The organism is Achromobacter piechaudii NBRC 102461, assembly GCF_001571245.1.
Taxonomy (GTDB): Bacteria; Pseudomonadota; Gammaproteobacteria; order Burkholderiales; family Burkholderiaceae_B; genus Achromobacter; species Achromobacter piechaudii.
Genome location: NZ_BCTK01000013.1, coordinates 295,007 through 318,269 on the forward strand (window position 1 = coordinate 295,007; position 23,263 = coordinate 318,269).

The following is a 23,263-nucleotide window of genomic DNA, read 5'->3' on the forward strand; positions in this document are numbered from 1 at the left end:
GCCCGTCATTGCGCGGGCGATCTGCGCGCAAGCTCAATCACAATCTTGTTTTTCAAATCCAGCAGGTCGGCGGCATGTTGCCGCGCGACGGCCGCTGGCGTGTCGTCTGTCATCAAGCTCAGATTCAAGGCAAGCGTCTGGCCGCCCGGCACAAGCAGCGGCGTGGACATGGCGACCACGCCCGGCTGCCACGAGGCAACGCAATAATCATCGGCGGCGATTTTTGCAATCGCCCGATCGATGTCCGCGACGATGGGTTTCCACGAAGCGCTGCGATAGCCCTGCATTATTGTCTTCAGCAATGCCTGCCGCGCCGCTAGGTCGCGCGTGGCCAGATAAGCGCGGCCCAATGAGGTCAGCTCCATCGGCACGCGCTGGCCCGCCACGATGGTGCGTAGCGACGCCCTGCGGTTATAGCGAATCGACTCCAGGTAAACCATTTCGGTGCGATCCGCGCCGGCCAATCCGATATTGACGCGCAGCTTGTTGGAGACGTCACGCATGAACGGCGTGGCGGCGTTCAGGACGGGCGAGGCGGCGCGCATGGCGTGCCCCAGGCTCAGGACGGGCGCGGCCAGCCGATAGGCGCGCGCGCCGCGTTCATATTCCAGAAAGCCGCTGGTGACCAGCGTCTGCGTCAGGCGGCTGACCGTGGCTGCCGACAGGCCGGTGCGCTCGGCCAGTTCGCCATTGCCCAGCAGGTCGGTGCCGGGCTTGAACGCGCGCAGGATTTCCAGCCCTCGGGACAGCGAGCGATTCTGGCCGATGCCATCGAAACGTCGCGGCGTGTCGGGCGACTGATCTGAGAAAGGGGGCGTCATTGCAATTCCACCAGGTGGAAATGGGTGAGTGTGTTTGCGCACTGTAGCGCCTACCGTGTCGATATCGCCAGCCAAGAAAAACCCGGCATCGGGACTCGCTGGCTTATCGACCCAGACGGAGGCAACAAGATGGCGGACTACGAATTCATCAACCTGCAAGTGGACGGCGGCGTGGCCACGCTGACGCTGAATCGCCCCGAGAAGCGCAACGCGATCAGTGACGCAATGCGCGCCGAGCTGATTCATGCGCTGGAGGCCGTTGCCGCCGATCGCGGTACGAAAGCCCTGGTGCTCACCGGTGCAGGCAAGGGCTTTTGCGCGGGCGGCGACATCTCCGGCATGCAGCGCCGCATGGACGCACCCGCGGGCGAGGTCGCCTTCAATGGTTGGTCGCGCCAGCAGCGCGTGCATCATGCGGTCAGCCTGCTGTTTCGCATGCCCAAGCCGACGATCGCCGCCGTCAATGGGGCAGCCGCCGGCCTGGGCGCCGACACCGCCCTCAGCTGCGATTTCATTGTGGCCTCGGAAGGCGCTTCGTTCACCTGGAGCTACATCGCGCGCGGACTGATTCCCGATGGGGGCGGCATGTTTTTCCTGCCGCGCCGCGTGAGCTTGGCGCGCGCCAAGGACCTGATCTACTCGGGCCGCAAGGTCTTGGCCGACGAAGCGCTCGCCTTGGGTATCGCCGACCGCCTGGCCCCGGCCGGCGAGGAACTGCGCGCGGCGCAGGCCTGGGCGGCGGAGTTGGCGCAGGGCTCGGCGACGGCGCTGGCGCTGGCCAAATCCATACTGGATCAAAGCTCGGAGCTGACCGCCGACCAGGTGTTCGCCATGGGCAGCCAGGCCCAGGGCATCTGCTACACCAGCACCGAACACCGCGAATCCGTGGCGGCCTTTCTGGCGAAGATGGACGAAGCCAGGGCGGCTGCCGGGCGCACCGAGGCAGGCGCGCGATGAACGGCATCGAAAAGCTGCTGCGCCCGCGCAGCGTCGCCGTCGTCGGCGCGTCGGCGGATCCGGCCAAGACGTCGGGCCGTCCCGTGGCCTATCTGCAAAAGCACGGCTTTGACGGCCGCATCTATCCGATCAACCCCAAGGCTTCCGAGATCGCCGGCCTGCGCTGCTATCCGGACGTGCGTTCGCTACCGGAAGCGCCGGACGTCGCCATCGTGCTGTTGGGCGCCGAGCGCACGCAGCAGGCCATACGCGAACTGGCCGAGCTGGGCACGGGCGCGGCCATCGTGCTGGCCAGCGGCTATTCGGAAACCGGCGACGAGGGCGCGCGCCGTCAACGCGAACTGCGCGAGGCGGCGGGTGACATGCGCATTCTGGGCCCGAACACCATCGGCCTGGTCAACCTGACCGACCGCATCACCTTGTCGGCCAGCGGCGCACTGGAGCTCGATCAGCTGCATAGCGGCGCGGTCGGGCTGGTGTCGCAAAGCGGCGGTATTCTGGGCGCCCTGCTGTCGCGGGCGGCGGCGCGCGGCATCGGCTTTTCCAAACTGATTTCCACCAGCAACGAAGTCGACCTGGATCTGGCCGATTTCGTGGATGCGCTGGTTGACGACCCGGCCACGCACGTCATCGCACTGTATGTGGAAAGCATCCGCAACCCGCGAACTTTCCGCGCGGCGGCGCGCAAGGCGACGGCTGCCGGCAAGCCCATCGTGGCCTTCAAGATCGGCCGCTCGGAATCCGGCGCGCAGGCGGCGGCCTCGCATACGGGCGCATTGGCGGGCGCTGATGCCATGTACGACGCCTTGTTCGACGAGACGGGCATCATCCGCGCGCAGATGTTTTCCGATCTGCTGGACATCCCCGCCGCGCTGGCCAGCGCGCGCAAGCTGGCTGGGCGTCGCGTGGCGATCCTGACTTCCACGGGTGGCGCGGGCACGCTGGTGGCTGACAGCCTGGGCATGGCGGGGTTTGAGCTGCCTGCGCCCGATGCCGATACCGGCGCCGCTTTGCGCGCGCTGCAAACGGGTGACCACGCGGCGCTGGACCGCAACCCCATCGACGTGACCCTGGCGGGCTTGCAGCCGGACCTGTTGCGCGGCGCGATCCGCATCGTGTTGGGCAGCGATCAGTACGACGCCCTGGTCGTCATCGTCGGCTCGTCCGCCGTGGCGCAGCCCGAGTTGATGGCCGACGCGCTGCGCGATTCGCTCGCGTCGGGCGGCAAGCCGGTGTTGGCGTTCATCAGCCCGCACGCGCCGCGCGCCGGGGAAATCCTCAGCCGCTACGGCATCCCCGCCTTCAACGCGCCGGATAGCGTCAGCGCGGCGCTGTCCGCGATGTGGCGCGTGCACGTGGCGAGCAAGCTACACGCCGAGCCGTCTTTGGCGTCTCCTGTGCCAACGCCGATGCTCGTGCCGTCACCCTCGGCTGCGCCGATCGCCGATCTGGAACGCGGGTCGCTGGACGAGGCGCAAGCCAAGGCGCTGTTCGCCCGCTTCGGCATACCGGGTGTGCGGGAAATGACGGTCCGATCGGAAGAGGAGGCCATCAGCGCGGCGACAGCGCTGGGCCCGCGCGTGGTGCTCAAGCTGCTGTCGCGCGACATCACGCATAAAAGCGACGTGGGCGGCGTGGCGGTCAATGTCGCGCCTGAAGACATCGCAGCGCGCTTGCAGCAGATGCGCGCGGACGTGCAGCGTCATACCGGCCACGCGCCGCAGGCCTTTCTGGTCCAAGAGATGGTGACGGGCGCGGCCGAACTCATCGTGGGCGTGCATCACGACCCGCTGGGCACGGCGTTGCTGCTGGGCATGGGCGGCGTGGTGGCCGAGCTGGTGCGCGACACCACGCTGCTGCTGTTGCCGGAAGATGGCGCGCCCCTGTCGGCGCAGGATGTCGAAGCGGCTTTGCGGCGCCTGAAGACCTGGCCCCTTCTGGATGGTTATCGCGGCCGCCCGAAGGCGGACGTGCCCGCGCTGATCCAGGCGGTGCAGGCGTTTGCGCGCATGGCCAGCGCGATGCAAGAGCAGTTGTTGGAAGCAGAAATCAACCCCTTGTTCGTCAAACCTTTGGGGCAGGGAGTGTGTGCGGCGGACGGGGTGGCGGTGCTGAAGGACTAGCGGCGTGAATGCGCTTGCGGGCTGGGCGATCCGCCCGCCCGCTCTATGAGACGCGCCGCATCAGATCGGCGCATGGAAAATCAGGAGACAAAGATGAAAAACAAATTGTTGGCATGGGTGCCCGCCAGGGCCGCTGCGGTGGCGATGTTGGCCCTGGGCGCGCTCGGCGCGCAACCGGCGCATGCGGAATTTCCCGACCGGCCGCTGCGCATCGTCGTGCCGTTCACACCGGGCGGAGGCACGGACATCGTCGCTCGTCAGCTTGCCAAGGGGCTGACCGACGAACTGGGGCAGTCGGTCATCGTCGAGAACCGTCCGGGCGGCAGCACCATCATCGGCACCGAGAACGTGGCCAAGAGCCCGCCTGACGGCTACACGATGTTGATGGCGACGTTCGCGCATGCGGTCAACCCCGCCATCCACAAGAAGTTGCCCTACGATACCGAGCGGGCGTTCGCGCCTGTCGCCTTGATCGGCAAGTCGCCCAACGTGCTGGTGGTTTCGCCCAATTCCAAGTTCAAGTTCAAGAGCGTGCAGGACATCCTGACGTATGCCCGAGCTAATCCGGGCAAGCTGACGTTTGGCTCTTACGGCAACGGCACGTCGGCGCATCTGGCGGGCGAGTTGTTCAAGAGCCTGGCCAAGGTCGACATCCTGCACGTGCCCTACAAGGGTTCGGGGCCTGGCATCAATGACCTGATCGGCGGGCAGATCGACATGATCTTTTCCACCTCGGCCAGCGTCAGCGGCCAGGTCAAGAACGACCAGCTGCGCGCGCTGGCCGTCACGACGCAAGATCGGTCGCCGTCGTATCCGGGCGTGCCCACTGTGGCCGAGGCGGGTGTGCCGGGGTACTACGTGGACAGCTGGTACGGCGTGTTCGTCGCGCAGGGCACGCCGGGGGCGGTCATCGATCGCCTGAATGCCGCCATCAAGAATGTCTCGACCAAGCCGGATTTCCTGGCGGCGCTGGAGTTGGAAGGGCTGGTGGCCAGCGTCGGCACGCCGGCCGCGCTGGGCGAGTACGTGAAGCAGGAAGAGGCGCGCTGGAGCAAGATCGTGCGCGAGGCCGGCATCACCGACAACCCTTGATCGGATGCGCGCTCCAGAGGGGGCGCGCGCGTTTGGTCTGGCGCAATGCAGGGGTCTTGAACGCGTAGGCCTGCAACGCATGGGTCTTGCCACCCCTCGCATACCGGCGCGACAAGCGCTGAACGCTTGCCCGACTCTCAATCACTCGGATGCAGATCGCCGGGCGTGTCGACGTCGGCAAGCACGCCGGGGTCGTCCACTTCAACGTCATGCACCGGATGGCGCGCCAGCAATGCGCGCGCGCCCACATCGCCCGACAGGGCGGCAAGCTCAGGCCATCGTTCACGCGCGAACGCCACGGGATGGCCGCGCTTGCCTTGCCACCGGGGCGCCACGATGCCGTGCGCCGGCGTCAGCGCGGCCACTTGTGCGCAGGTGGCTGCGCGCAACCAGGGCATGTCGGCCAGCGCGACCAGGCAGGAGGATTCGGCGGCGTCGCTGTGCTCGATCAGATGGCGCGCGGCGGTAGCCAGGCTATCGCCCATGCCGTCCGCATTGGCAGCCACCGTCACCACTTCACATCCCGCCGCGATCAGCAGCGCGCGCAGCGCATCCTGATCGCGGCGCAGCACCGCAATGGTGCGCGCAGTGGCCTGGCGCAGCGCGCGGGCAGAGGCGAGGCCCACGGGCGTGCCGTCGTCCAGCATTTCCATCAACTTGTCATGGCCGGGCGCGACGGCGGCATAGCGCCGTCCGTAGCCCGCGCCCAGCAGGATGCCCACGCAATGGGGGTAGGGGGGCGTGGGGGCGGGGGCGGGCGTGGATGAGGGCATGTGAGGGTTTGGGAACGGAATTTGCTGCGCGGATGCGTTTGGTGGTCGGCGCCGGGCAGCTTGCAGATAGCCCGCTACGCCTTCCGCCTCGATTAGTGAATTTCACTTAACGGTGTATGCGGATTTTGCCTCTTTTCTTGGCGCGCGGCCCACTGTTAGAGTGATTTCGATGTTCCCAAAGGCGTCATGATGGAAAGTCTGGATCTGCAAGTCTTGCAAGCCATCCGCGAGTGGCGGGGACAGGGCCACGCGCTGGTCCTGGCGACCGTGGCCGCGACTTGGGGCGCGTCGCCACGACCGCGCGGGTCCTGGCTGGCGGTGCGCGACGATGGGCGCATCGCGGGGTCGGTGTCGGGCGGCTGTATCGAAGACGACCTCATCGACAAGATGCGTCGTGGCGAGCTTTGGCGCTCGCAGCCTTACGCGCTGACCTACGGCGCGACGCGCGATGAAGCACTGAATTTCGGCCTGCCTTGCGGCGGCATCCTGGAACTGCTGATCGAACCCAATGCCGATGCCGCGCAATTGCAGGATCTTGCCGAACGCTTGCAGCGCGGCGAGCTGGTCAACAGAAGCGTAAACCTTGCCGACGGCGCGGCCCGGCTGACCGCCGCAGTGCCGGGCGATTGCTTTCAGTGGGACGGCAAGACGCTGACTACCTTGCACGGACCGCAATGGCGCCTGCTGCTGGTGGGCGCGGGCGACATCGCCCGCTATGTGGCGCCCATGGCCGTGGCGCTGGGTTTCGACGTCACGGTGTGCGACCCCCGCGACGAGTACGCCGCGTCGTGGAACGTACCCGGCACACGGCTGGTGACGTCGATGCCCGATGACGCGGTGACGGCGCTTGTGCCAGACGTGCACACCGCAATCATCATGCTGGCACATGATCCGAAGCTGGACGACATGGCCTTGCTGGAAGCGTTGCCGTCGCCTGCGTTCTTCGTAGGGGCGTTGGGATCGCGCCGCACCAATGCACAGCGCCGCAAGCGGCTGGTGGAGCACTTCGGATTCACAGAAGCGATGGTCGCGCGCCTGCATGGCCCCGTCGGCCTGCCCATCGGCAGCCGCACGCCGCCCGAGATCGCCGTGTCGATCCTGGCCCAGCTGACGCAGCAACGCATTGCACACACCACGCAGGCCGGCGCGCATCCCAAAGAATGGGAATGCGGATTGCTGGCGATCGACCCGGAACACGGCGCGCTCCGCGTGGCCGACTGAACAACAGAGGAGCAGCCTTGGAAAACTCACACGCAATCAAGATCACCCGGCGCAATCTGCTCAAGGCGGGCGCAGTGTCGGCGACGGCGATCGCCGCGCCCTCGATGTCCGTGGGGCAGCAGGTCTCGCAGGCCGGCATGCAGCCGATGACCGCTACTGTGACGCTGCGCGTCAACGGCGCGGCGCGCGAGGTGGCGCTGGACATGCGCACCACCTTGCTGGATGCGCTGCGCGAACACCTGCATCTGACCGGCACCAAGAAGGGTTGCGATCATGGCCAATGCGGCGCCTGTACGGTGATGCTGGATGGCCGCCGCGTCAATTCCTGTCTGACGCTGGCCGTCATGCATGATGGCGCAGAAATCACCACCATCGAGGGGCTCGGTACGCCGACGGCGCTGCACCCGCTGCAAGCCGCGTTCGTCAAGCACGACGGCTATCAGTGCGGCTACTGCACGCCGGGCCAGATCTGTTCGGCGGCAGGCATGCTTGAAGAGCTGTCGCAAGGCGTGCCCAGCCATGTCAGCGCCAGCCTGACCGAACGGCCGCTGCTCAGTGCGGACGAAATCCGCGAACGCATGAGCGGCAACATCTGCCGCTGCGGCGCGTATTCAAACATCATCGAGGCCATCACCGAGGTGGCGGGGAGCAAAGCATGAGGCCGTTTACTTTTGAGCGCGCGCGCACCCCGGCAGAAGCAGCGGCCAGCGCCGCCCAGGTGCGCGGCACGCGCTTCATCGCTGGCGGCACCAATCTGCTTGACCTGATGAAGCTGGAAGTCGAAACGCCCACGCACCTGGTCGACGTGAACGGCCTGGGGCTGGACCAGATCTCGGAGACCGCCGATGGCGGCCTGCGTATCGGCAGCCTGGTGCGCAACACCGACCTTGCCGCCGACGAACGCGTGCGGCGCGATTACGCCGTGCTGTCGCGCGCCATCCTGGCGGGCGCATCCGGGCAGATCCGAAATCGCGCGACGACGGCCGGTAATCTGTTGCAGCGCACGCGCTGCCCGTATTTCTATGACACCAACATGCCATGCAACAAGCGCGCGCCGGGCACGGGTTGTTCGGCCATCGGCGGCGTGACACGGCAGCTGGCCGTGATCGGCACGAGCGACGCCTGTATCGCCACGCATCCCAGCGACATGGCGGTGGCCATGCGCCTGCTGGATGCCCAGGTTGAAACGGTGAAGCCCGGAGGAGGCACGCGCGTGATTCCTATCGCGGACTTCTACCGCCTGCCCGGCGACACGCCGCACATCGACACCGCACTGGAGACCGGCGAGCTCATCACGGCAGTCGCCTTGCCGCGCCCGCTGGGCGGGGTGCACGTGTACCGCAAGGTGCGCGACCGCGCCTCGTTTGCGTTCGCGCTGGTGTCCGTCGCGGCGGTAGTGCAGTCCGATGGGAGCGGCCGGGTGGCGCTGGGCGGCGTGGCGCCGCAGCCGTGGAGGATGGACGCGGCCGACGCGGCGATGCCGCAGGGCGCGCGCGCCGTGGCGGATCGCCTGCTGGCCGATGCCCGCCCCACCGCCGATAACGCGTTCAAGCTGACGCTGGCGGCAAGAACCCTGAGTGCAGTGCTGGCGCAAGCGAGGGCCTGACGCGATGAAATTCGATACTCCCGCTACTCAAAATCCCATCGACCAGTTGAAGGTCGTGGGCCACGGCGTCGACCGCATCGACGGCCCCTTGAAAACCACGGGCACCGCCCCTTATGCCTACGAGCGCCACGACGTGGCGCCGCAGGCGGCCGTGGGCTATGTGCTGGGCGCGGCCATCGGCAAGGGCCGCATCGGCTCGATGGACATCGAAGCCGCCCGGCGCGCACCCGGCGTGCTGGCGGTGGTGACGGCGCAAAACGCCGGCAAGCTGGGCAAGGGCAAGATGAACACCGCCAAGCTGCTGGGCGGCCCCGACATCGAGCACTATCACCAGGCCATCGCGCTGGTGGTGGCCGAGAATCTGGAGCAGGCGCGCGCCGCGAGCCGGTTGATCCGCGTGCAGTATGAACGCGCTCAGGGCAAGTTCGATCTGGCGGCGCAGAAATCCGCCACGGACAAGGCCGGCAAAAATGAGCCGAAAGAGGATCGGGTGGGCGACTTCGAAAGCGCCTACGCGCAGGCGGCGATCAAGATCGACCACACCTACACCACGCCCGACCAGTCGCACGCGATGATGGAGCCGCACGCGTCAACGGCGATGTGGGAAGGGGATGCGCTGACGGTGTGGACTTCCAATCAGATGGTGGCTTGGGGCCGGGGCGACGTCGCGCGTACGCTGGGCGTGCCGCGCGAAAAGGTCCGGCTGATATCGCCCTACGTGGGCGGCGGCTTCGGCGCCAAGCTGTTCGTGCGGGCCGACGCGGTGCTGGCGGCCTTGGGCGCCCGCGCGGCGGGCCGGCCGGTGAAGGTGGCGCTGCAACGTCCCTTGATCGCCAACAATACGACGCACCGCCCCGCCACGATCCAGCGCGTGCGCATCGGCACCACGCAAGACGGCAAGATCACGGCAATCGGCCATGAAAGCTGGTCGGGCGATCTGCCCGGCGGCCAGCCGGAAGAAGCCGTGCAGCAAACGCGCCTGCTGTACGCCGGCGCCAACCGGCTGACGGCGCTGAACCTGATGGAACTGAACCTGCCCGAAGGCAACGCCATGCGCGCGCCTGGCGAAGCGCCGGGATTGATGGCGCTGGAAATCGCGGTGGATGAAATGGCGGAAGCGGCGGGGCTGGACCCGGTGGAATTCCGCGTGCGCAACGACACGCAGGTGGACCCGTCCAAGCCCGACCGCCCGTTCTCGCAACGCCGCCTGATCGAATGCCTGCGCCTGGGCGCGGATCATTTCGGATGGGCTGATCGCAGTCCGCGTCCCGGCTCGCGGCGCGAAGGGCGCTGGCTGGTGGGTCTGGGCGTGGCGGCGGCGTTTCGCAACAATCTGGTGACCGATTCCGCCGCGCGCGTGCGCCTGGACGCGGCCGGCCAGGTCATCGTTGAAACCGACATGACCGACATCGGCACGGGCAGCTACACGATCATTGCGCAGACTGCCGCCGAGATGCTGGGCGTGCCGCTGGCCAAGGTCATCGTGCGGCTGGGCGATTCGACGTTTCCGGTGTCGGCCGGCTCGGGCGGGCAGTGGGGCGCCAATAGTTCCACGGCGGGCGTCTACGCCGCCTGTGACAAGCTGCGTGCCGCGATCCTGCAACGGCTGGGCTTTGCCAGCGACGGCGCGGTGTTCGCCGACGGCATGGTCACGGACGCCAACGGCCGCCAGGCCACGCTGCGCGACGCGGCGGCAGGCGGCGATCTGGTCGCAGAAGACAAGCTGGAGTTCGGCGACCTGGACAAGAAGTTCCAGCAATCCACGTTTGGCGCGCACTTTGTCGAAGTCGCGGTGGACGCGGCCACGGGCGAGACCCGCATCCGCCGCATGCTGGCGGTGTGCGCGGCCGGCCGCATCCTGAACCCGAAGACGGCGCGCAGCCAGGTGATCGGCGCGATGACAATGGGCGTGGGCGCGGCCTTGATGGAAGAGTTGGCCGTGGATGACCGGGTCGGCTATTTCGTCAATCACGATCTGGCCAGCTACGAGGTGCCGGTGCACGCCGACATCCCCAGCCAGGAAGTCATTTTCCTGGATGAAACCGATCCGGTTTCTTCGCCGATGAAGGCCAAGGGCGTTGGCGAACTGGGCCTGTGCGGCGTGGGCGCCGCCATTGCCAACGCGATCTACAACGCGACGGGCGTGCGCGTGCGCGACTACCCCGTCACGCTGGACAAGCTGTTGGCGGGGCTGCCCGAGCTGGCCTGAAACAAGCCCGGCCCGCGCGCTTACGCGGTTCCCGCCAGCGACAGGATTTCGTCGTGCAGCGCGCGGCCTACCCAGAGGCCTTCCTCTTCGCTCTTGGCGCGCGCCTTGAAGCGCCGTTCCGAGGGCAGCCGCGCGCCTTGGCCGTTGATGGCGTCCAGCATGGCTTCGGCGGCCTGCGCGTTGGCGGGGGCCATGCCTCGGCCCAGGATGTCGGGGTCCAGCGCAATCAGCAGCTCGCCATGCAATGGCGCGCCGCCCTTGCCGGCGTCGAATGCCTGCGACTGCATGCTGGTCCAGTCGCCGATCAGCGGACCGGCCAGCAGCTCGATCATCGTGGATAGCGCCGACCCCTTGTAGGAACCGAAGGTCAGCATGGCGCCGGCCATGCCTGCGGCGGCGTCGGTGGTGGGGCGTCCTTCCGCGTCGATCGCCCAACCTTGCGGAATGGGCCGGCCCGTGCGGCGGTGCAATTCGATCTCGCCGCGCGCGACCATGCTGGTGGCGAAGTCGAACACATAGGGGTAGGGGCCGGGACGCGGCCAGGCAAACGCCAGCGGGTTGGTGCCGAACACGGGACGCGTGCCGCCCGCGGGCGCGACCCAGCTATGGCTGGGCGTCATCGCGACCGCCGCCAGACCGTGTTGCGCGATGGCTTCCACCTCGGGCCACAACGCCGAAAAGTGAAAGCAGTTATTGATGGCCAGCACCGCCACGCCGTTGCGCCGGGTCTTTTCCACCAGATGCGGCAAGCCTTCTTGAAATGCCAGCAAGGAATACGCGCGCTGCGCATCCACCTGCACGACAGCGGCGGTGGGATGCGTGATGACGGGCAGCGCGCTGGGGCTCACCAGGCCCGACTGCAAGGTACGCACGCAGCCGATCAGGCGGTACATGCCATGCGATTGGCAATCGTCGCGCTGCGCGGCGGTGATGGTGCGCGCGATTGCCGAGGCGTGTTCGGGGGAAAAGCCATTGCGGCTCAGGACGTCAAGCGACAACGCATAGACCTGCTCGATCGAAAGATGGATCTTGTCGGTGTTCACATTACCTCCGGTACTGCATTGCATGGCCCGGGCCGGCATCGCCGGCGGGGTCGAAACAAAGCGAGTCGCAGCGGACTGCGCCGGGCCAGTGTAGCGGGGTGTGCGCCGGAGTGTGTCGGCTCGCATCGGAAGCGCCCGCAAGCGCAGTCGACTTGCCAGAAAGCGACTCACTTTTGTCGCTGGCGAACACGGCCCGGGAAGTCTTAACGCGCCGCATCAATCGTCGTACAAAAACCCTTGTACAAGCAGTCGGATTGCGTTTTGCAACGCAGCAATACAGTTCTTCGCCATACCCCTGATATCTCGCGTTTTTTCTGATTTATCAGAGCGCCAATTAAGCATCCTCCTAGTTAATTTGCCGCCTCTAAATCGTATCGTTCAGGGGCTCGCTGCAACCCATCCCCGCGGCATGCCATGCCGGGGTTGGCGAGCACCCTAAGCGGGTCCGGCCGTGTCTGGCCGGGCAGGCATCAACGCATGGACGGCCAGGCAGCCGCGCGCGGCAATGACCCCAATCATCCGTCGAGGCGCCCAGATGCAGGCCGCCCTTCCAATCTCCTCAAGAGGAACTCGCATGAAGCGCAGTATCGTGACATCCCTTGCCGCCGCAGGCTTGCTTGCGGCCACGTTTGCCCCTGGCGCAAGCTTTGCCGCAGGCGGCACCGTCAACTTCTTCGGCTCGATCAATGACGTGACGTGCGACGTCGAAGGCAGCGTGGGCGGCGCCAACGGCGTAGTCGACGTCCCTTCGTTCGGTACGGTCAAGCCCGAGGACATCGTCCAGGGTTCAGCGCCCGAACGAGACTTCCAGATCAGGGTGCACGGCTCGGCCGAGTGCGCTGACGAAACCAAGGTGCACTTGCAGTTTCATGCCAACCACCCGAACGTCGACAAGGTCACGGGCAATCTGAAACTGGTCGGTGCTAACCCTGCGGCGGGCGTGCAGATCCAGATCCGCAACAACCGCTCCGAGGCTCCCGTCAACACCTCGCCCATCCGCCTGGGCATCGTCGACCCCAACCCGCAAGTGGCCGAGGTCAAGAACAGCCAGGCCGTCCTGTACTACTCGGCCAAATACGTGCCCGCCGACCCGTCGGCCACGTCGGTCGGTTATGGCGACGGCGATTCGTTCGTGACCTACACGCTGCGCTACAACTGAGCCTGACGATAGCCATGAAGACGATCATCGGGGCGTCTGCCCGTTCCGCGCTCGCGCACGTGCTGTCGCTCGCTTTGGTCCTGTGCGCCTGGGCGATTCCCGCCCAGGCCGCACTGGTACTGCAAGGCACGCGCCTGGTCATCAAGTCCGACGTTCGCGATGCAATCATGCTGGTGCGCAACAACGGCGGCTCGCCGGTGCTGGCCCAAAGCTGGATCGACGATGGCAGGGAAAATCTCCTGCCCGCCGAGCTGCGCGTGCCGTTTGTTCTGACGCCGCCCATCATGCGGATCGAACCGAACAGCGCGGCCAACATACGCATCACGTATACCCAGGAACCGCTGCCGACCGATCGCGAAAGTGTTTTTTACCTGAACGTCGTGGAGACGCCGCCGCGTGATCCGGCGGTCGCCAACATCCTGCAGTTTTCGTTCCAGACAAGAATCAAGATCTTCTTCCGGCCAGCCACGCTGCGCGATGAGGCTGCCGTGGCGCCTGACAAGCTCACCTGGAAGCTGGTGCGCACCGCAGAGGGTAAGCGCGCGCTGGAAGTCTCGAATCCCACGCCTTTCCATGTGTCCTTTGCGCGCATCGAGCTGGTCTCGGGCAATCGCAAGATCGATGTCGACAACGGCATGGTCGCGCCCTTCGCCCAGGCCAGATTCCCGTTGCTTGTGGAAGCGTCCGGCGTGCGCGATGGCGCATTCGCCGTCCGCTACGAAGCCATCAACGATTTCGGCGGTCGGCGCGTCCTCAACAAGCGCCTGCTTGATTGAGTCGTGGAACCTTGTACGCGGAGCTTGTCCGGCTTGTCCTCCTGCCTATCGGTATCGGCGCGAACCTGCGTTCGCCAGTCTTCTTGCGCGCGTCCCTGGATGCGGCGACGTTCCGGCCTGTCTCGACGCGCCCGTTGCTGCGTCGCGGCGGCCGCCTGCTCGATCGCAGTCGCCAGCGCCTGGGCGCAAGATGAAGTTGCGGTGTTCGACCCCTACATGCTGATGCAGGAAGTGGGCGGCCCCACCATCGATACGCGGCGCTTTCAGCACGCCAACTTTGCGCAGGCGGGCATGCATCGGCTGGACCTGTATTTCAATGGCCAGTGGCGTGGCATCCAGGTCGTGGAATTCCGTCACGTGCCGGGCCAGGAGAGCGCCGTGCCGTGCTACGACGCGCAGATGCTGGCGCTGGGCGGCCTGGATCTGGGCAAGGTGTCGCGCGCGGACGGCGTGGAACCGCTGCCGTCGACGCCGTCCTGCGAGGACCTGGCGCGCTACGTGCCCGGCGCGAAAATCCGCGTGGACATGGCCCAGCTGGCCCTTTACGTGACCTATCCCGACTATCTTCAAAAGCTGGCGGTCTCGAACCGCTATGTAGATCCGTCGCAGTGGGACAGCGGCATCACCGCTGCGCGCATCAATTACAACGCCAACGTGTTCTCTACGCAAAGCAATGGCCAGCGCATGACGCGCGGGTATGCCGGGCTGAACGCCGGGCTGAACCTTGGCGCGCTGCGAATTCGCCACAGGGGTTCGGCGTACTGGTCCGAGCAAAGCGGCACCCGCTATCAGGCCAGTTCCTATTACCTGCAAACCGACATCCCTGCCTGGCAGACGCAACTGCTGCTAGGCGAAAGTTCCACCAGCGGCGAACTCTTCGATGCCGTGTCTTTTCGGGGTGTGCAACTGGCCAGCGACGACCGCATGCTGCCCGAGACTCTGCGCTACTACGCACCCATCGTGCGCGGCACCGCCAACAGCAACGCCAAGGTGTCGGTCTATCAGCGCGGATTTCTCATCTATGAAACCACTGTCGCGCCCGGCTCTTTCGCCATCGAAGACGTGCGCGCGGCCAGCTATGGCGGCGACCTGGAAGTGCGGGTGACCGAAGCAGACGGCAGCCTGCGCAGTTTCGTGGTGCCGTTTGCCACCATCGTGCAACTGCTGCGTCCGGGCATGACCCAGTACAGCCTGACCGCGGGGCGCGCGGCCGATCCGGGACTGCGCGCCAGTTCCCAATATGTGATGCAGGGCACGCTCAAGCGCGGCATCGGCGATGCCGTCACGGGTTACGGCGGCCTGGCGTTCACGGATCACTACCGCTCGGCGCTGCTGGGCGCGGCGATCAGCACGCGGCTGGGCGCGTTTGCCGCCGACGTGACGGGCGCGCGCGCCGACCTGCCGCTGGAAGGCAAGCGTTCGGGCGCCAGCTACCGGCTGACCTACAGCAAGGACTTGCCTAATAGCGGCACGAATTTCTCGCTGCTGGCGTACCGCTATTCCACGAGCGGCTATGTGGGCTTGCGCGACGCGGTGGCGCTGGGCAGCCTGCCCGCCGGCTACCGCTATCAGCGCGAGGGCCGCATGCGCAGCCGCTTCGACCTGAACCTCAGCCAGACGCTGGGCCCACGCTGGGGCAGCCTGTATGCGTCGGCATCGGCGTCTAACTATTGGTCGCAGGCGGGCGGCGATGTCAACTTTTCGCTGGGCTACAACAACGACTGGAACGACGTGTCCTATTCGATTGCGCTACAGCGCGTGCATAGCGCGGCGGCGGGCGCGTACTGGGCCGGCGGCAGCCAGAAGAGCACGCAGGTGACCGTCAGCGTCGCCATTCCGCTGGGCGCGTCCATGACGCGCCGCGCGCCACGTCTCAGCGCGGTCTACAGCGCGGACAGCCGTGACGGTGCGCGTCTGTCCTCCAGCGTCAGCGGCGCGCTGGACGACGGGGGCGCGGCGACGTACTCGGTGTCGGCCTCTCGCAATGGCCGCACGAGCGACAACGCCATCGACGCGGGCGTGGGTTACGACTACGCGCAGGGCACGGTGTCCGCCAGCATGGGGCAGGGCGCGGGCTATCGTCAGGCATCGCTCAGTGCCACGGGCGCCATGTTGCTGCATGGCGGCGGCGTAACGCTGGCGCAGACCCTGGGCGAAACGGTGGCGCTGGTCCAGGCCGACAATGCGCAGGGCGCGCGTGTGGGCTACGGCCTGAACCGGGTGGACGGCGGCGGCTATGCGGTGGTCGGCAGCTTGAGCCCGTATCGTTTGAATTCGGTGGACGTCGACCCGGCCGACCTGCCCGATGACATCGAGCTCAAGGCCAGTTCGTTGAACGTCGCGCCGCGCGCGGGCGCCATCGTCAAGCTGGTCTACCCCACGCTGCGTGCACGCCAGGTCCTCATCGTCAGCACCCGCGACGACGGCTCGCCTTTGCCGTTCGGCGCGCAGGCCCTCGATGCGCGCAGCGGCTTGGCGGTGGGCGCGGTGGGGCAGGGCAGCCGGGTGGTGATGCGGGCCGAGGCGGACCAGGGCGCGGTGCGCATCGAATGGGGCGAAGGCGAGCAAGAGCGCTGCGGCATCGATTATGTGCTGCCCGACCGTCAGGCGCGCAACGGCGGCGCGTACGACGTCCTGCAATTGCCCTGCGTCTCGCTGCGCAACGATGGGGTTCCTGGGGGCGGCGTCGGTCCGCTGTCGCTGCGATGAGCCCGCGCTGGCTCGTCCGATGGCGCGATGCCTGCCTGACGCTGGCGATGGCGATTGCACTCGGGCTTGCATGCGGGTGTCCCGCGCACGCGAATCTGGTCGTCACGGGCACGCGCTTCGTCTACCCGGCCGGGCAAAAGGCGCTGACCTTGCGCACCGGCAATGCCGGACAGCGTCCCATCCTGGTGCAGAGCTGGCTGGACGCGGGCGATGCCGACGCCGACCCCGCCCGGGTGTCCGTGCCCTTCCTGCTGACTCCGCCCGTGTTCCGGCTGGATCCGGCGGGGCGCACGAACCTGCTGCTCAGTCACACGGGCGAGCCGATGCCGCAGGATCGTGAATCCGTTTTCTGGATCAACTTCCTGGAAGTGCCCGCGCGCGACCCGGCGCAGGCGAACCTGTTGCAGCTGGCTTATCGGCTGCGCATGAAAGTGCTGTTCAGGCCGCCAGGCCTGCCGGGAACCGCCGAGGACGCCATTGGCAAGGTGGCGTGGACCTACCTGCCCGCCGAGAACGAAATCGAGGCGCACAACGCCACGCCGTATGTGGTGTCGCTTGCGAGCCTGGAACTGGAGCGGGCGTCCGGCGCGGCCGGCAAACCTGGCTCGCTTCGGCCGCCGATCGCCCTGAGCGGCCTGACCATTGCGCCCCTGGCGCGAACGCGGTTCCGGCTGCCGCAGGGGGCGGCGCCCGCCGCGGGCAAGAACGCATTGCGATATCAAGCCGCCAACGACGACGGCGAAATCATCGAGGGCCGCCTGCCACTGGGCGTGGCCCTTCCCAACTGAAACCGGACCGCAGGGCAGCGATGGCTCGCGGCATCCGGGGCTAGGAGACGACATGGACAAGAAACGTACGCGGCGTGCGTGTGGGTGGAAGGCGTGGGCGTTGTGGCTGATGTGCAGCGCCGCACCGCAATGGGCGTTGGCGGCCGACGAGGTGCTTGCGGCAGCGGATTGCAAGCTGAGCGACGCTTTTGGTTCGGACTGGCGTGTGGTCGAACCGTTGACTACGCAGTCGGAGCCCGGTCAAGTGCTGTACGAAAGATTCGCGCCGATTCTGCTTCGTTATACCGTGGTGGGCCTGCCTGGCGAGGAGGAGAAATTCCGGCTGCTGGTCTCGGCAATGTGGTTCAAACCGCCTATCGACATCCACGGCGCCGTGCCCACCAACGTGCAGGGGATTGGGTTGCGGATCCTGTTTCAGGACGCTCCAATAAACACTGCCCGCATGCATCGGGTCTTGGCGGCCCACGACCTTGAACGACCGTCCTCTGGCAGCGGATTCGTTTTGTATAGAGCAGAGTACCGGCAGCAGTTGATATTGACGGCCAAGCCCGAAGATCTGCCGCTTAAATTGCGGGTCACAGGCGTCGCTGCCGATATGGGTATGGCGATAGGGTTTTTCACCGCGCCCGTGGGCGCCGTCGGCGTGGGCGCGATGGTCCCCCTCCCGCACTGGGAGCAATCGTTGCCCACGGATCCACCCGGCGCAAAGCTCTGTGTTATCGAGTCCGTCTACCAGGGAGACCGGATTTTCGGCATGGGCGCCAATGGGGATGGGCAGAGCATCGACGTCAAACATCATTGCGAGGCGGGCGCACACCAGGACATCAGGGTGGACATGCCGCCTGCCTACGTCGCTGACTTTCCGGCCGAGGGAGTGACGTCTGCCGCCAAGCCCTTTCACATCCAGTTGAACCGATGCAGCGCGCTAGCGCGGCCGCAGGTCAAATTCCGGGCCAAGAGCGGCCTGGTCGCCGGCACGGACTCCGTCCTGGCCTTGCGCGACGCCTATGCCGATGGGCGACAGCCGGCCAAGGGCATCGGCATCATCGTCGAGGACGGCAACGACGAGCGCGTGCGCTTCGGACCCGTCGGCGGCGCTTACGGACCCGAATACGCCATGGTTCCCTTGGACGGCGGCGCAAAATTGTCCCTGGCGGCGCGCTATATCCGCACGGCCAAGGACCGCAACGATCTGCAAGGCGGCGTGGCCAACGCTGCGGCCGAGTTCACGTTTGAATTTCCCTAGGTAGTCGCGTCGCAGCCGCGGGGCTCACTCATGCAAAGCGGGCGCGATCCGGTGGCATCGCGCCCGCTGCATTCTAGCGCCGACGTGCTTTGCTCTGCGAGCGCCGTGTCGACTTGAAGTGGCAGCCCGAGCGCTTGCACCTTCAGGCCGGGGTCAATGCTGCGAATCGAAGAGGCGTCTTGAAGAAGCGTCCTTGAAGATGCGTCTTGACTACGCGTCTTCAGCTAGCGCCCGGCAAGCGCACACGAGCAAGGCGTCCCTTGACGGACGCCTTGCCCGCGCCCCTTACCAGATGGTGCCGCTGTTATGGCCCGCCACGGGGCCACGGGTTTGCAGCAGCCACAACCACCACGGATGGTTGACGCTATTGCGCGCATGCGACTGATGGATCAGTCCTGCGTTCTCGCCAGCCAGGCCGCCCAGTGTGGCGAACAGGCCGCCGCTGACTTCACCATATGCGGAGCCGCCCATGATTTCCCCGGTGACAAGATTGCGTCCGGCCAGGCCTCCCACCCGGCTCTTGAATTCGCCCCGGGCGCTGCCACGCGCGACGGCCTGATGGATCGTGCCCCGGTTCACGCCCACGAGTGCGCCGACGTCGCCCCAGTCCCGCCCCGAGACGTTGCCCTTGGCTTCGGCTTGCATGAGCTTTCCGTTGTTGTAGCCGACCAGTCCGCCGATGGCGCTGTTGTGACCGCCGCTGACGTGGCCGCTGGCGGTGACGTTGTCGATGGTCCCGCCGTTGTAGCCTGCCAGTCCGCCGACCGAGAAGGCCGCACCGCTTTGCACGTGGACGTTGCCGAAGGCGGAGGACTGGGCAATGATCGCGTCGTTGGCGCCGACCAGGCCGCCGAAGTGACCGTTGCCGGAATCGCCGCTATGCGTCAGCGCACCGCGTGACTGCACGTTGTAGAGCGTGCCGCCCGCGCCGTTGTAGCCGGCGAAGCCTCCTGCATGCACGTTGTCCGAAACGTGCACGGCCACCTCCGCGCGGGATTCGCTGATGAAGCCGCCGTTGTTGTCGCCGATCAGCCCGCCGACGCGGCCGCCCTTGGCCTTGAGCGTGGACGCCGTGACGCTGGAACGCTCGATCTGGCCTTCGTTGCTACGGCCCACCAGGCCGCCCACGGCGCCATGGCCCGCGCCCAGGTCTGTCAGCTGCGAACCTGTTGCGTGCACGTTGGTGATGGTCCCCGAATGGGTGCCCACCAGCGCGCCGGCGGCCTTAATGGGCGATTGCGCACCCTTGGCGGTGGTGACCGAAATGTCCGACAGGTTCAGGTTGCGGATGTTGCCCGAGGACTGGGCGAAGAGGCCCGCGTGGTTGTTGCCGCGGACATCGAACTTGCTCAGGGTGTGGCCCAGCCCCTCGAATTCGCCGGTGAAGGCGGCTTGATCGTTGCCGATGGTGGCCATCGGGCCGCCGCCCTCCAGGCTCTTGCCCAGCGCGTAACGGCCGGCCAGGTCCTGGTTCATCGACTCCCATTGGCTGATGTCGTTGATGACGGTATAGCGGCCCTCGCGCGTTTCATAGGTGGCGTCCTTGCCGCTCAGTTCCAGGGATGCGCCCCTGCCCAGCTCGAAGTTGGACTTCGCGATCATCGCCAGCGCCGCGTTGTCACCGGCCAGCCTGACGTGGGCATTGACGCGCAGGTCTCCCTCTTGCGATCGCACGGCGACGGACGCGCCATTGCCCTTGGCTGTGATCGGGGCGTTCACGTGGACGTGCCGCGCCGCCTGGAAGGACAGGGCCGAACCGTTGTCCCATTGCAGCGGGGCGTGGATCGCGACGTCGCCGGCCGTGCTGATGAGCGAGACGTTGTTTGTCTCCAGATTCTTGTTGAGCGTTCGTGCGGCCAAGGTGGTGCCGGGGCCCGCCGCATACGCGTCCCGGGCGACGCTGATGTGGGTAGAGATGATCGACAGCAGGCCGTTATTGCCGGATGCCGAGCGCGTGTCGATCAGGACATCGGGACGAAAGAGTACGGACTTGCCCCTGAGCCACACCGTGCCGCCCGGCATCCCGTCCCCGCCCGTGGCGATCAGCTTGCCCCCTACGTCGATCTGGGCGGAGTCACCGCCGTCCAGCACGATGGCGCCGGACTTGCCGTTCAGTGACCGGGCTTCGATCAGGCCTGCGTTGTTGACGACCAGCGCGCCGACGCCGTCGGTGGAACGGCCCTTGAGCAGGACCTTTCCACCGTTGGCTTGCAATGTGCCCATGTTCTCCACAATGGCATTCATCGCGCCTCGTTCGACCTGAAGGTCCAACATGGAATTGCCACCAAAGCCCAGAATGAATGCTTGTCCAGACCCCAGCGCGATACCCCCCTGGTCGGCTCGAATATGGCCGTAGTTGCTGACCCCTTCGCTCAACATGACGACGCTGCCGCCATCTTCTGCGGTGATGCTCCCGTCATTTACGACCGACGCGTTGCTTCTGCCGCTGAAACGCATCAGCCCATCGCCGAGAAAGTCGTCGTCGCTGACCAATTTGGTCGAGGCGACCAGGCCGCCCACTTTCACTTGGGAACTTGAACCAAAGTAGATGCCGTTTGGGTTCATCAGGAACACGCGGCCATTCGAGGTAAGAGCGCCATTGATATGACTGAAATGCATGCCCAACACCTTGTTCAGCACCGCAGACGAACGCCCCGGCTGATCGAATATCACCTGCTTGCCTTCGCCGATGTCAAAGCGTTGCCAATCGATGATCATCTTGTCCGTCTTTTGCTGAATCCGCATGGTCTTTTTATCGGCTTCCACGGCGATCTGGCCCGTGCCGTGCTGGATGACGCCCGTCGTGGGCAAGTCCTGCGCCTGGGCAAGGCCGACCGCGCCCAGCAAGGCCAGCGCCACGGCGCTCAGGCGCAGTCCGCCCGCGGATTTTCCGCGTCGGCGCGCGCATTCGCTGGCGGCGACCCAGCCGCCACGCGTGTCGCTCCAAACCAATGCAAAGGTCTTGTTCATGTTTTCCTCCTGGGGAAAATGCTGCGTGCGAGCAGGAGTGCGCGCGACGTAGCGGGTGGGGTGAGACTCAGAAGTAGCGGGTGGCCTGCACCCAGAAGCGCGGTTGCCGATCGGTAGCCGCCGCCCCGTCGCTCTGGCTCCAGGGCCACGCGGCGCTGACGCTGACCAGGTGGTGTGCGCCGCCATGGGCGACGCCCAGGCCGAATGCGCTGAGCGATTGGCGGTTGCGCTCCGCTGTCCAGGCGCGTTTGTTCGTCTGAACGGAGCCGGTGTCGAAAAAGCCCGTGAACTGCAAGCCCGGCAGCGGCAGGTAGCGCAGCTCGCCGGTGGCTTGCCAGCCCTGGTCGCCGCTGGCCGCGCCCGGGGCGTAGGCGCGCACGCCATAGGGGCCGCCCAGGCTGAATTTCTCGGCGCTGTCCAGGTTCTTGCTGGCCCATTGCGAGCGCACGCGCCCATATACCTGGAACGGCCCGCCCGTGCGTTGCAGGCGGCTCAGGCTCAGGCTGACCACGCCGAAGCCGCCGCCCGAGTGTTTGACCTGGCGGTCGTCGCGCCGCTGGGTGTCGTCGCCAAAGCGCAGGTTGCCTCGCGACACGGCCAGATAGCCGCCGTTGCTTGCGCCGCCGAACAGCGTGTCGGTGACGCCGGCGCTCAGCGCGGCCGTCCACAAGTCGATGCGTTGCACGCGCGACAGATCGAAGGCGTCGTAATCGTCGCGCAGGCGTTTGTGCTCGTACTGTAGCGAGGCCTGGACATTGGCGTCGCGGCTGCGCAGCACGGTCTGCCGAAGCGACACGTTGCTGTTCTGCGCGCGTCCATGCGCCTGTAGCTCAGTGAACTCGCGGCCCAGTTCGTAGCGCATGTTGGACGCGCCCACCCCCACGCGCGTGGACCAGGGGCCGACGGGCGCTGAATAGTCCAGGTGGTAGTAGCGCTGCGTGCGGTCGCTGGACAGCAATCGCATGTCGAACTGGTCGCCCAGCGCCAGCGGGCTGTTCAGGCTTGCCGCGAGGCTCAGGCGGTATTCGCCTGTATAGAGGCCGCCGTAGTTGTCGGCGTCGATGCTGCCCGCGATCCATGGCCCCGGCTCTGCGTTGACGATCAGGTCCGTCGCGCCCGGCGTGGCGCCCGCGCGCAGGGTGCCCCGGGCGATCACGCCCGGCATGTCGTTCAGACGCAGCAACGCGCTTTCCAGGTCGCCGCCATGCACGGCCTGGCCGTCGGGCAGGGCCGCGAGCAGGGGCGTCAATGCGGCGTCGCGCGTGCGTGACGCGTTGTTCAGCACAATCTGGCCGTACACGCCTTCCACGACCTGGATGCGGATCATGCCGTCCTGAACCTGCTGAACGGGCAGATACGCGCGGGCCAGCAGATAGCCGTCGCGCCGATAGTGCGCCGAGATGCGGGCGGCCGCCGCCCGCAGCCCATCCAGGTCCTGTTCGGATCCGCTCAGGTCGGCCAGCAGGGCCTGCAACGTGGCCGCGTCATAGACGGCGTTGCCGCCCAGCACAAAGCCGCGAACGATCACGGTGCCCGCGCGCGCCGCGTCGGGTTCGGTGTTGACGCCTGCCGGCTCGGGGCCGGGCAGGTTCAAGGATGGCGCGGGCCGAGCAGGGGGCGGCGCGGGAATGGTGGCTTCCAGGTCGCGCAGCGAACGGCCCGCGTCCGGAAGTTGCGCGTGGATCGGGGCGGTACAGAGCAGCGCCGCGCTGGCCGCGCAGGTGGCGCATGTCGTCCGCGCAGACCGCGTGAGATGTGCGTGGCATATTT

At 66.6% G+C, this 23,263-nt stretch carries 17 protein-coding genes and 1 pseudogene; 13 read left to right on the forward strand and 5 right to left on the reverse strand.

Going from position 1 to position 23,263, the window contains the following annotated elements:
- Positions 1–5: 5 nt before the first annotated feature.
- Complete coding sequence (locus API01S_RS24400) at positions 6–821, reverse strand: IclR family transcriptional regulator (RefSeq protein WP_061306382.1); 816 nt, start codon at positions 819–821, stop codon at positions 6–8.
- A 129-nt stretch (positions 822–950) separates the two neighbouring features.
- Here API01S_RS24400 and API01S_RS24405 point away from each other — a divergent pair, with 129 nt between their 5' ends.
- From API01S_RS24405 to API01S_RS24415, 3 genes are all read left to right on the forward strand, one after another.
- Entirely contained in the window at positions 951–1,778 is an 828-nt protein-coding gene (locus API01S_RS24405) for an enoyl-CoA hydratase/isomerase family protein (RefSeq protein WP_061306383.1), read from the forward strand.
- Entirely contained in the window at positions 1,775–3,901 is a 2,127-nt protein-coding gene (locus API01S_RS24410; protein WP_061306384.1) for an acetate--CoA ligase family protein, read from the forward strand. Before API01S_RS24405 ends, API01S_RS24410 begins: the two co-directional genes overlap by 4 nt.
- Positions 3,902–3,994: 93 nt before the next feature.
- On the forward strand, positions 3,995–4,993 hold the full coding sequence (locus tag API01S_RS24415; protein ID WP_061306429.1) for a tripartite tricarboxylate transporter substrate binding protein: 999 nt from the start codon (positions 3,995–3,997) through the stop codon (positions 4,991–4,993).
- Between the two features lie 137 nt (positions 4,994–5,130).
- Here the strand turns inward: API01S_RS24415 and API01S_RS24420 are convergent, their stop codons facing one another.
- Positions 5,131–5,766: a nucleotidyltransferase family protein gene (locus API01S_RS24420; protein ID WP_061306385.1), complete on the reverse strand. Its 636-nt coding sequence runs from the start codon at positions 5,764–5,766 to the stop codon at positions 5,131–5,133.
- Between the two features lie 186 nt (positions 5,767–5,952).
- Between API01S_RS24420 and API01S_RS24425 the strand changes: the two genes are divergently transcribed.
- From API01S_RS24425 to paoC, 4 genes are read left to right on the forward strand one after another with little or no spacing between them, the layout of a single operon-like run.
- Complete coding sequence (locus API01S_RS24425) at positions 5,953–6,987, forward strand: XdhC family protein (protein WP_061306386.1); 1,035 nt, start codon at positions 5,953–5,955, stop codon at positions 6,985–6,987.
- Positions 6,988–7,004: 17 nt separating this feature from the next.
- A complete protein-coding gene (paoA, locus tag API01S_RS24430) occupies positions 7,005–7,646 on the forward strand; it encodes an aldehyde dehydrogenase iron-sulfur subunit PaoA (RefSeq protein WP_006220758.1) in 642 nt (213 codons plus the stop codon).
- Positions 7,643–8,593 (forward strand): FAD binding domain-containing protein, encoded by a 951-nt coding sequence (locus tag API01S_RS24435; RefSeq protein WP_061306387.1) that lies wholly within the window; start codon positions 7,643–7,645, stop codon positions 8,591–8,593. Before paoA ends, API01S_RS24435 begins: the two co-directional genes overlap by 4 nt.
- A gap of 4 nt (positions 8,594–8,597) precedes the next feature.
- Positions 8,598–10,802 carry an aldehyde oxidoreductase molybdenum-binding subunit PaoC gene (gene paoC, locus API01S_RS24440; protein ID WP_061306388.1) on the forward strand — a complete coding sequence of 735 codons (2,205 nt, stop codon included), beginning with the start codon at positions 8,598–8,600 and terminating at the stop codon, positions 10,800–10,802.
- A 20-nt stretch (positions 10,803–10,822) separates the two neighbouring features.
- On the opposite strand, the gene API01S_RS24445 is transcribed toward paoC, so the two are convergent.
- Complete coding sequence (locus API01S_RS24445) at positions 10,823–11,884, reverse strand: Ldh family oxidoreductase (protein ID WP_084802503.1); 1,062 nt, start codon at positions 11,882–11,884, stop codon at positions 10,823–10,825.
- Positions 11,885–12,419: 535 nt separating this feature from the next.
- Between API01S_RS24445 and API01S_RS24450 the strand changes: the two genes are divergently transcribed.
- From API01S_RS24450 to API01S_RS24470, 6 genes and pseudogenes are all read left to right on the forward strand, one after another.
- Positions 12,420–13,004 carry a fimbrial protein gene (locus tag API01S_RS24450; protein ID WP_061306390.1) on the forward strand — a complete coding sequence of 195 codons (585 nt, stop codon included), beginning with the start codon at positions 12,420–12,422 and terminating at the stop codon, positions 13,002–13,004.
- A 14-nt stretch (positions 13,005–13,018) separates the two neighbouring features.
- On the forward strand, positions 13,019–13,780 hold the full coding sequence (locus API01S_RS24455) for a fimbria/pilus periplasmic chaperone (RefSeq protein ID WP_061306391.1): 762 nt from the start codon (positions 13,019–13,021) through the stop codon (positions 13,778–13,780).
- A gap of 99 nt (positions 13,781–13,879) precedes the next feature.
- On the forward strand, positions 13,880–16,489 hold the full coding sequence (locus API01S_RS24460) for a fimbria/pilus outer membrane usher protein (protein ID WP_254598615.1): 2,610 nt from the start codon (positions 13,880–13,882) through the stop codon (positions 16,487–16,489).
- Positions 16,490–16,536: 47 nt separating this feature from the next.
- Positions 16,537–16,932, forward strand: a pseudogene (locus API01S_RS29670) (fimbrial biogenesis chaperone); the annotation flags it as partial.
- On the forward strand, positions 16,915–17,277 hold the full coding sequence (locus API01S_RS29675) for a fimbrial biogenesis chaperone (protein ID WP_409360616.1): 363 nt from the start codon (positions 16,915–16,917) through the stop codon (positions 17,275–17,277). The pseudogene API01S_RS29670 and the gene API01S_RS29675, both read left to right, overlap by 18 nt.
- Positions 17,278–17,329: 52 nt before the next feature.
- A complete protein-coding gene (locus API01S_RS24470) occupies positions 17,330–18,523 on the forward strand; it encodes a fimbrial protein (RefSeq protein WP_006220748.1) in 1,194 nt (397 codons plus the stop codon).
- A gap of 285 nt (positions 18,524–18,808) precedes the next feature.
- Here the strand turns inward: API01S_RS24470 and API01S_RS24475 are convergent, their stop codons facing one another.
- Both API01S_RS24475 and API01S_RS24480 read right to left on the reverse strand, forming a co-directional pair.
- The gene (locus API01S_RS24475; protein WP_061306394.1) at positions 18,809–21,493 is read right to left on the reverse strand and encodes a two-partner secretion domain-containing protein; all 2,685 of its coding nucleotides are present in this window, start codon (positions 21,491–21,493) and stop codon (positions 18,809–18,811) included.
- 67 nt (positions 21,494–21,560) lie between these two features.
- Positions 21,561–23,087: a ShlB/FhaC/HecB family hemolysin secretion/activation protein gene (locus API01S_RS24480; protein WP_167351737.1), complete on the reverse strand. Its 1,527-nt coding sequence runs from the start codon at positions 23,085–23,087 to the stop codon at positions 21,561–21,563.
- Positions 23,088–23,263 lie beyond the last annotated feature (176 nt).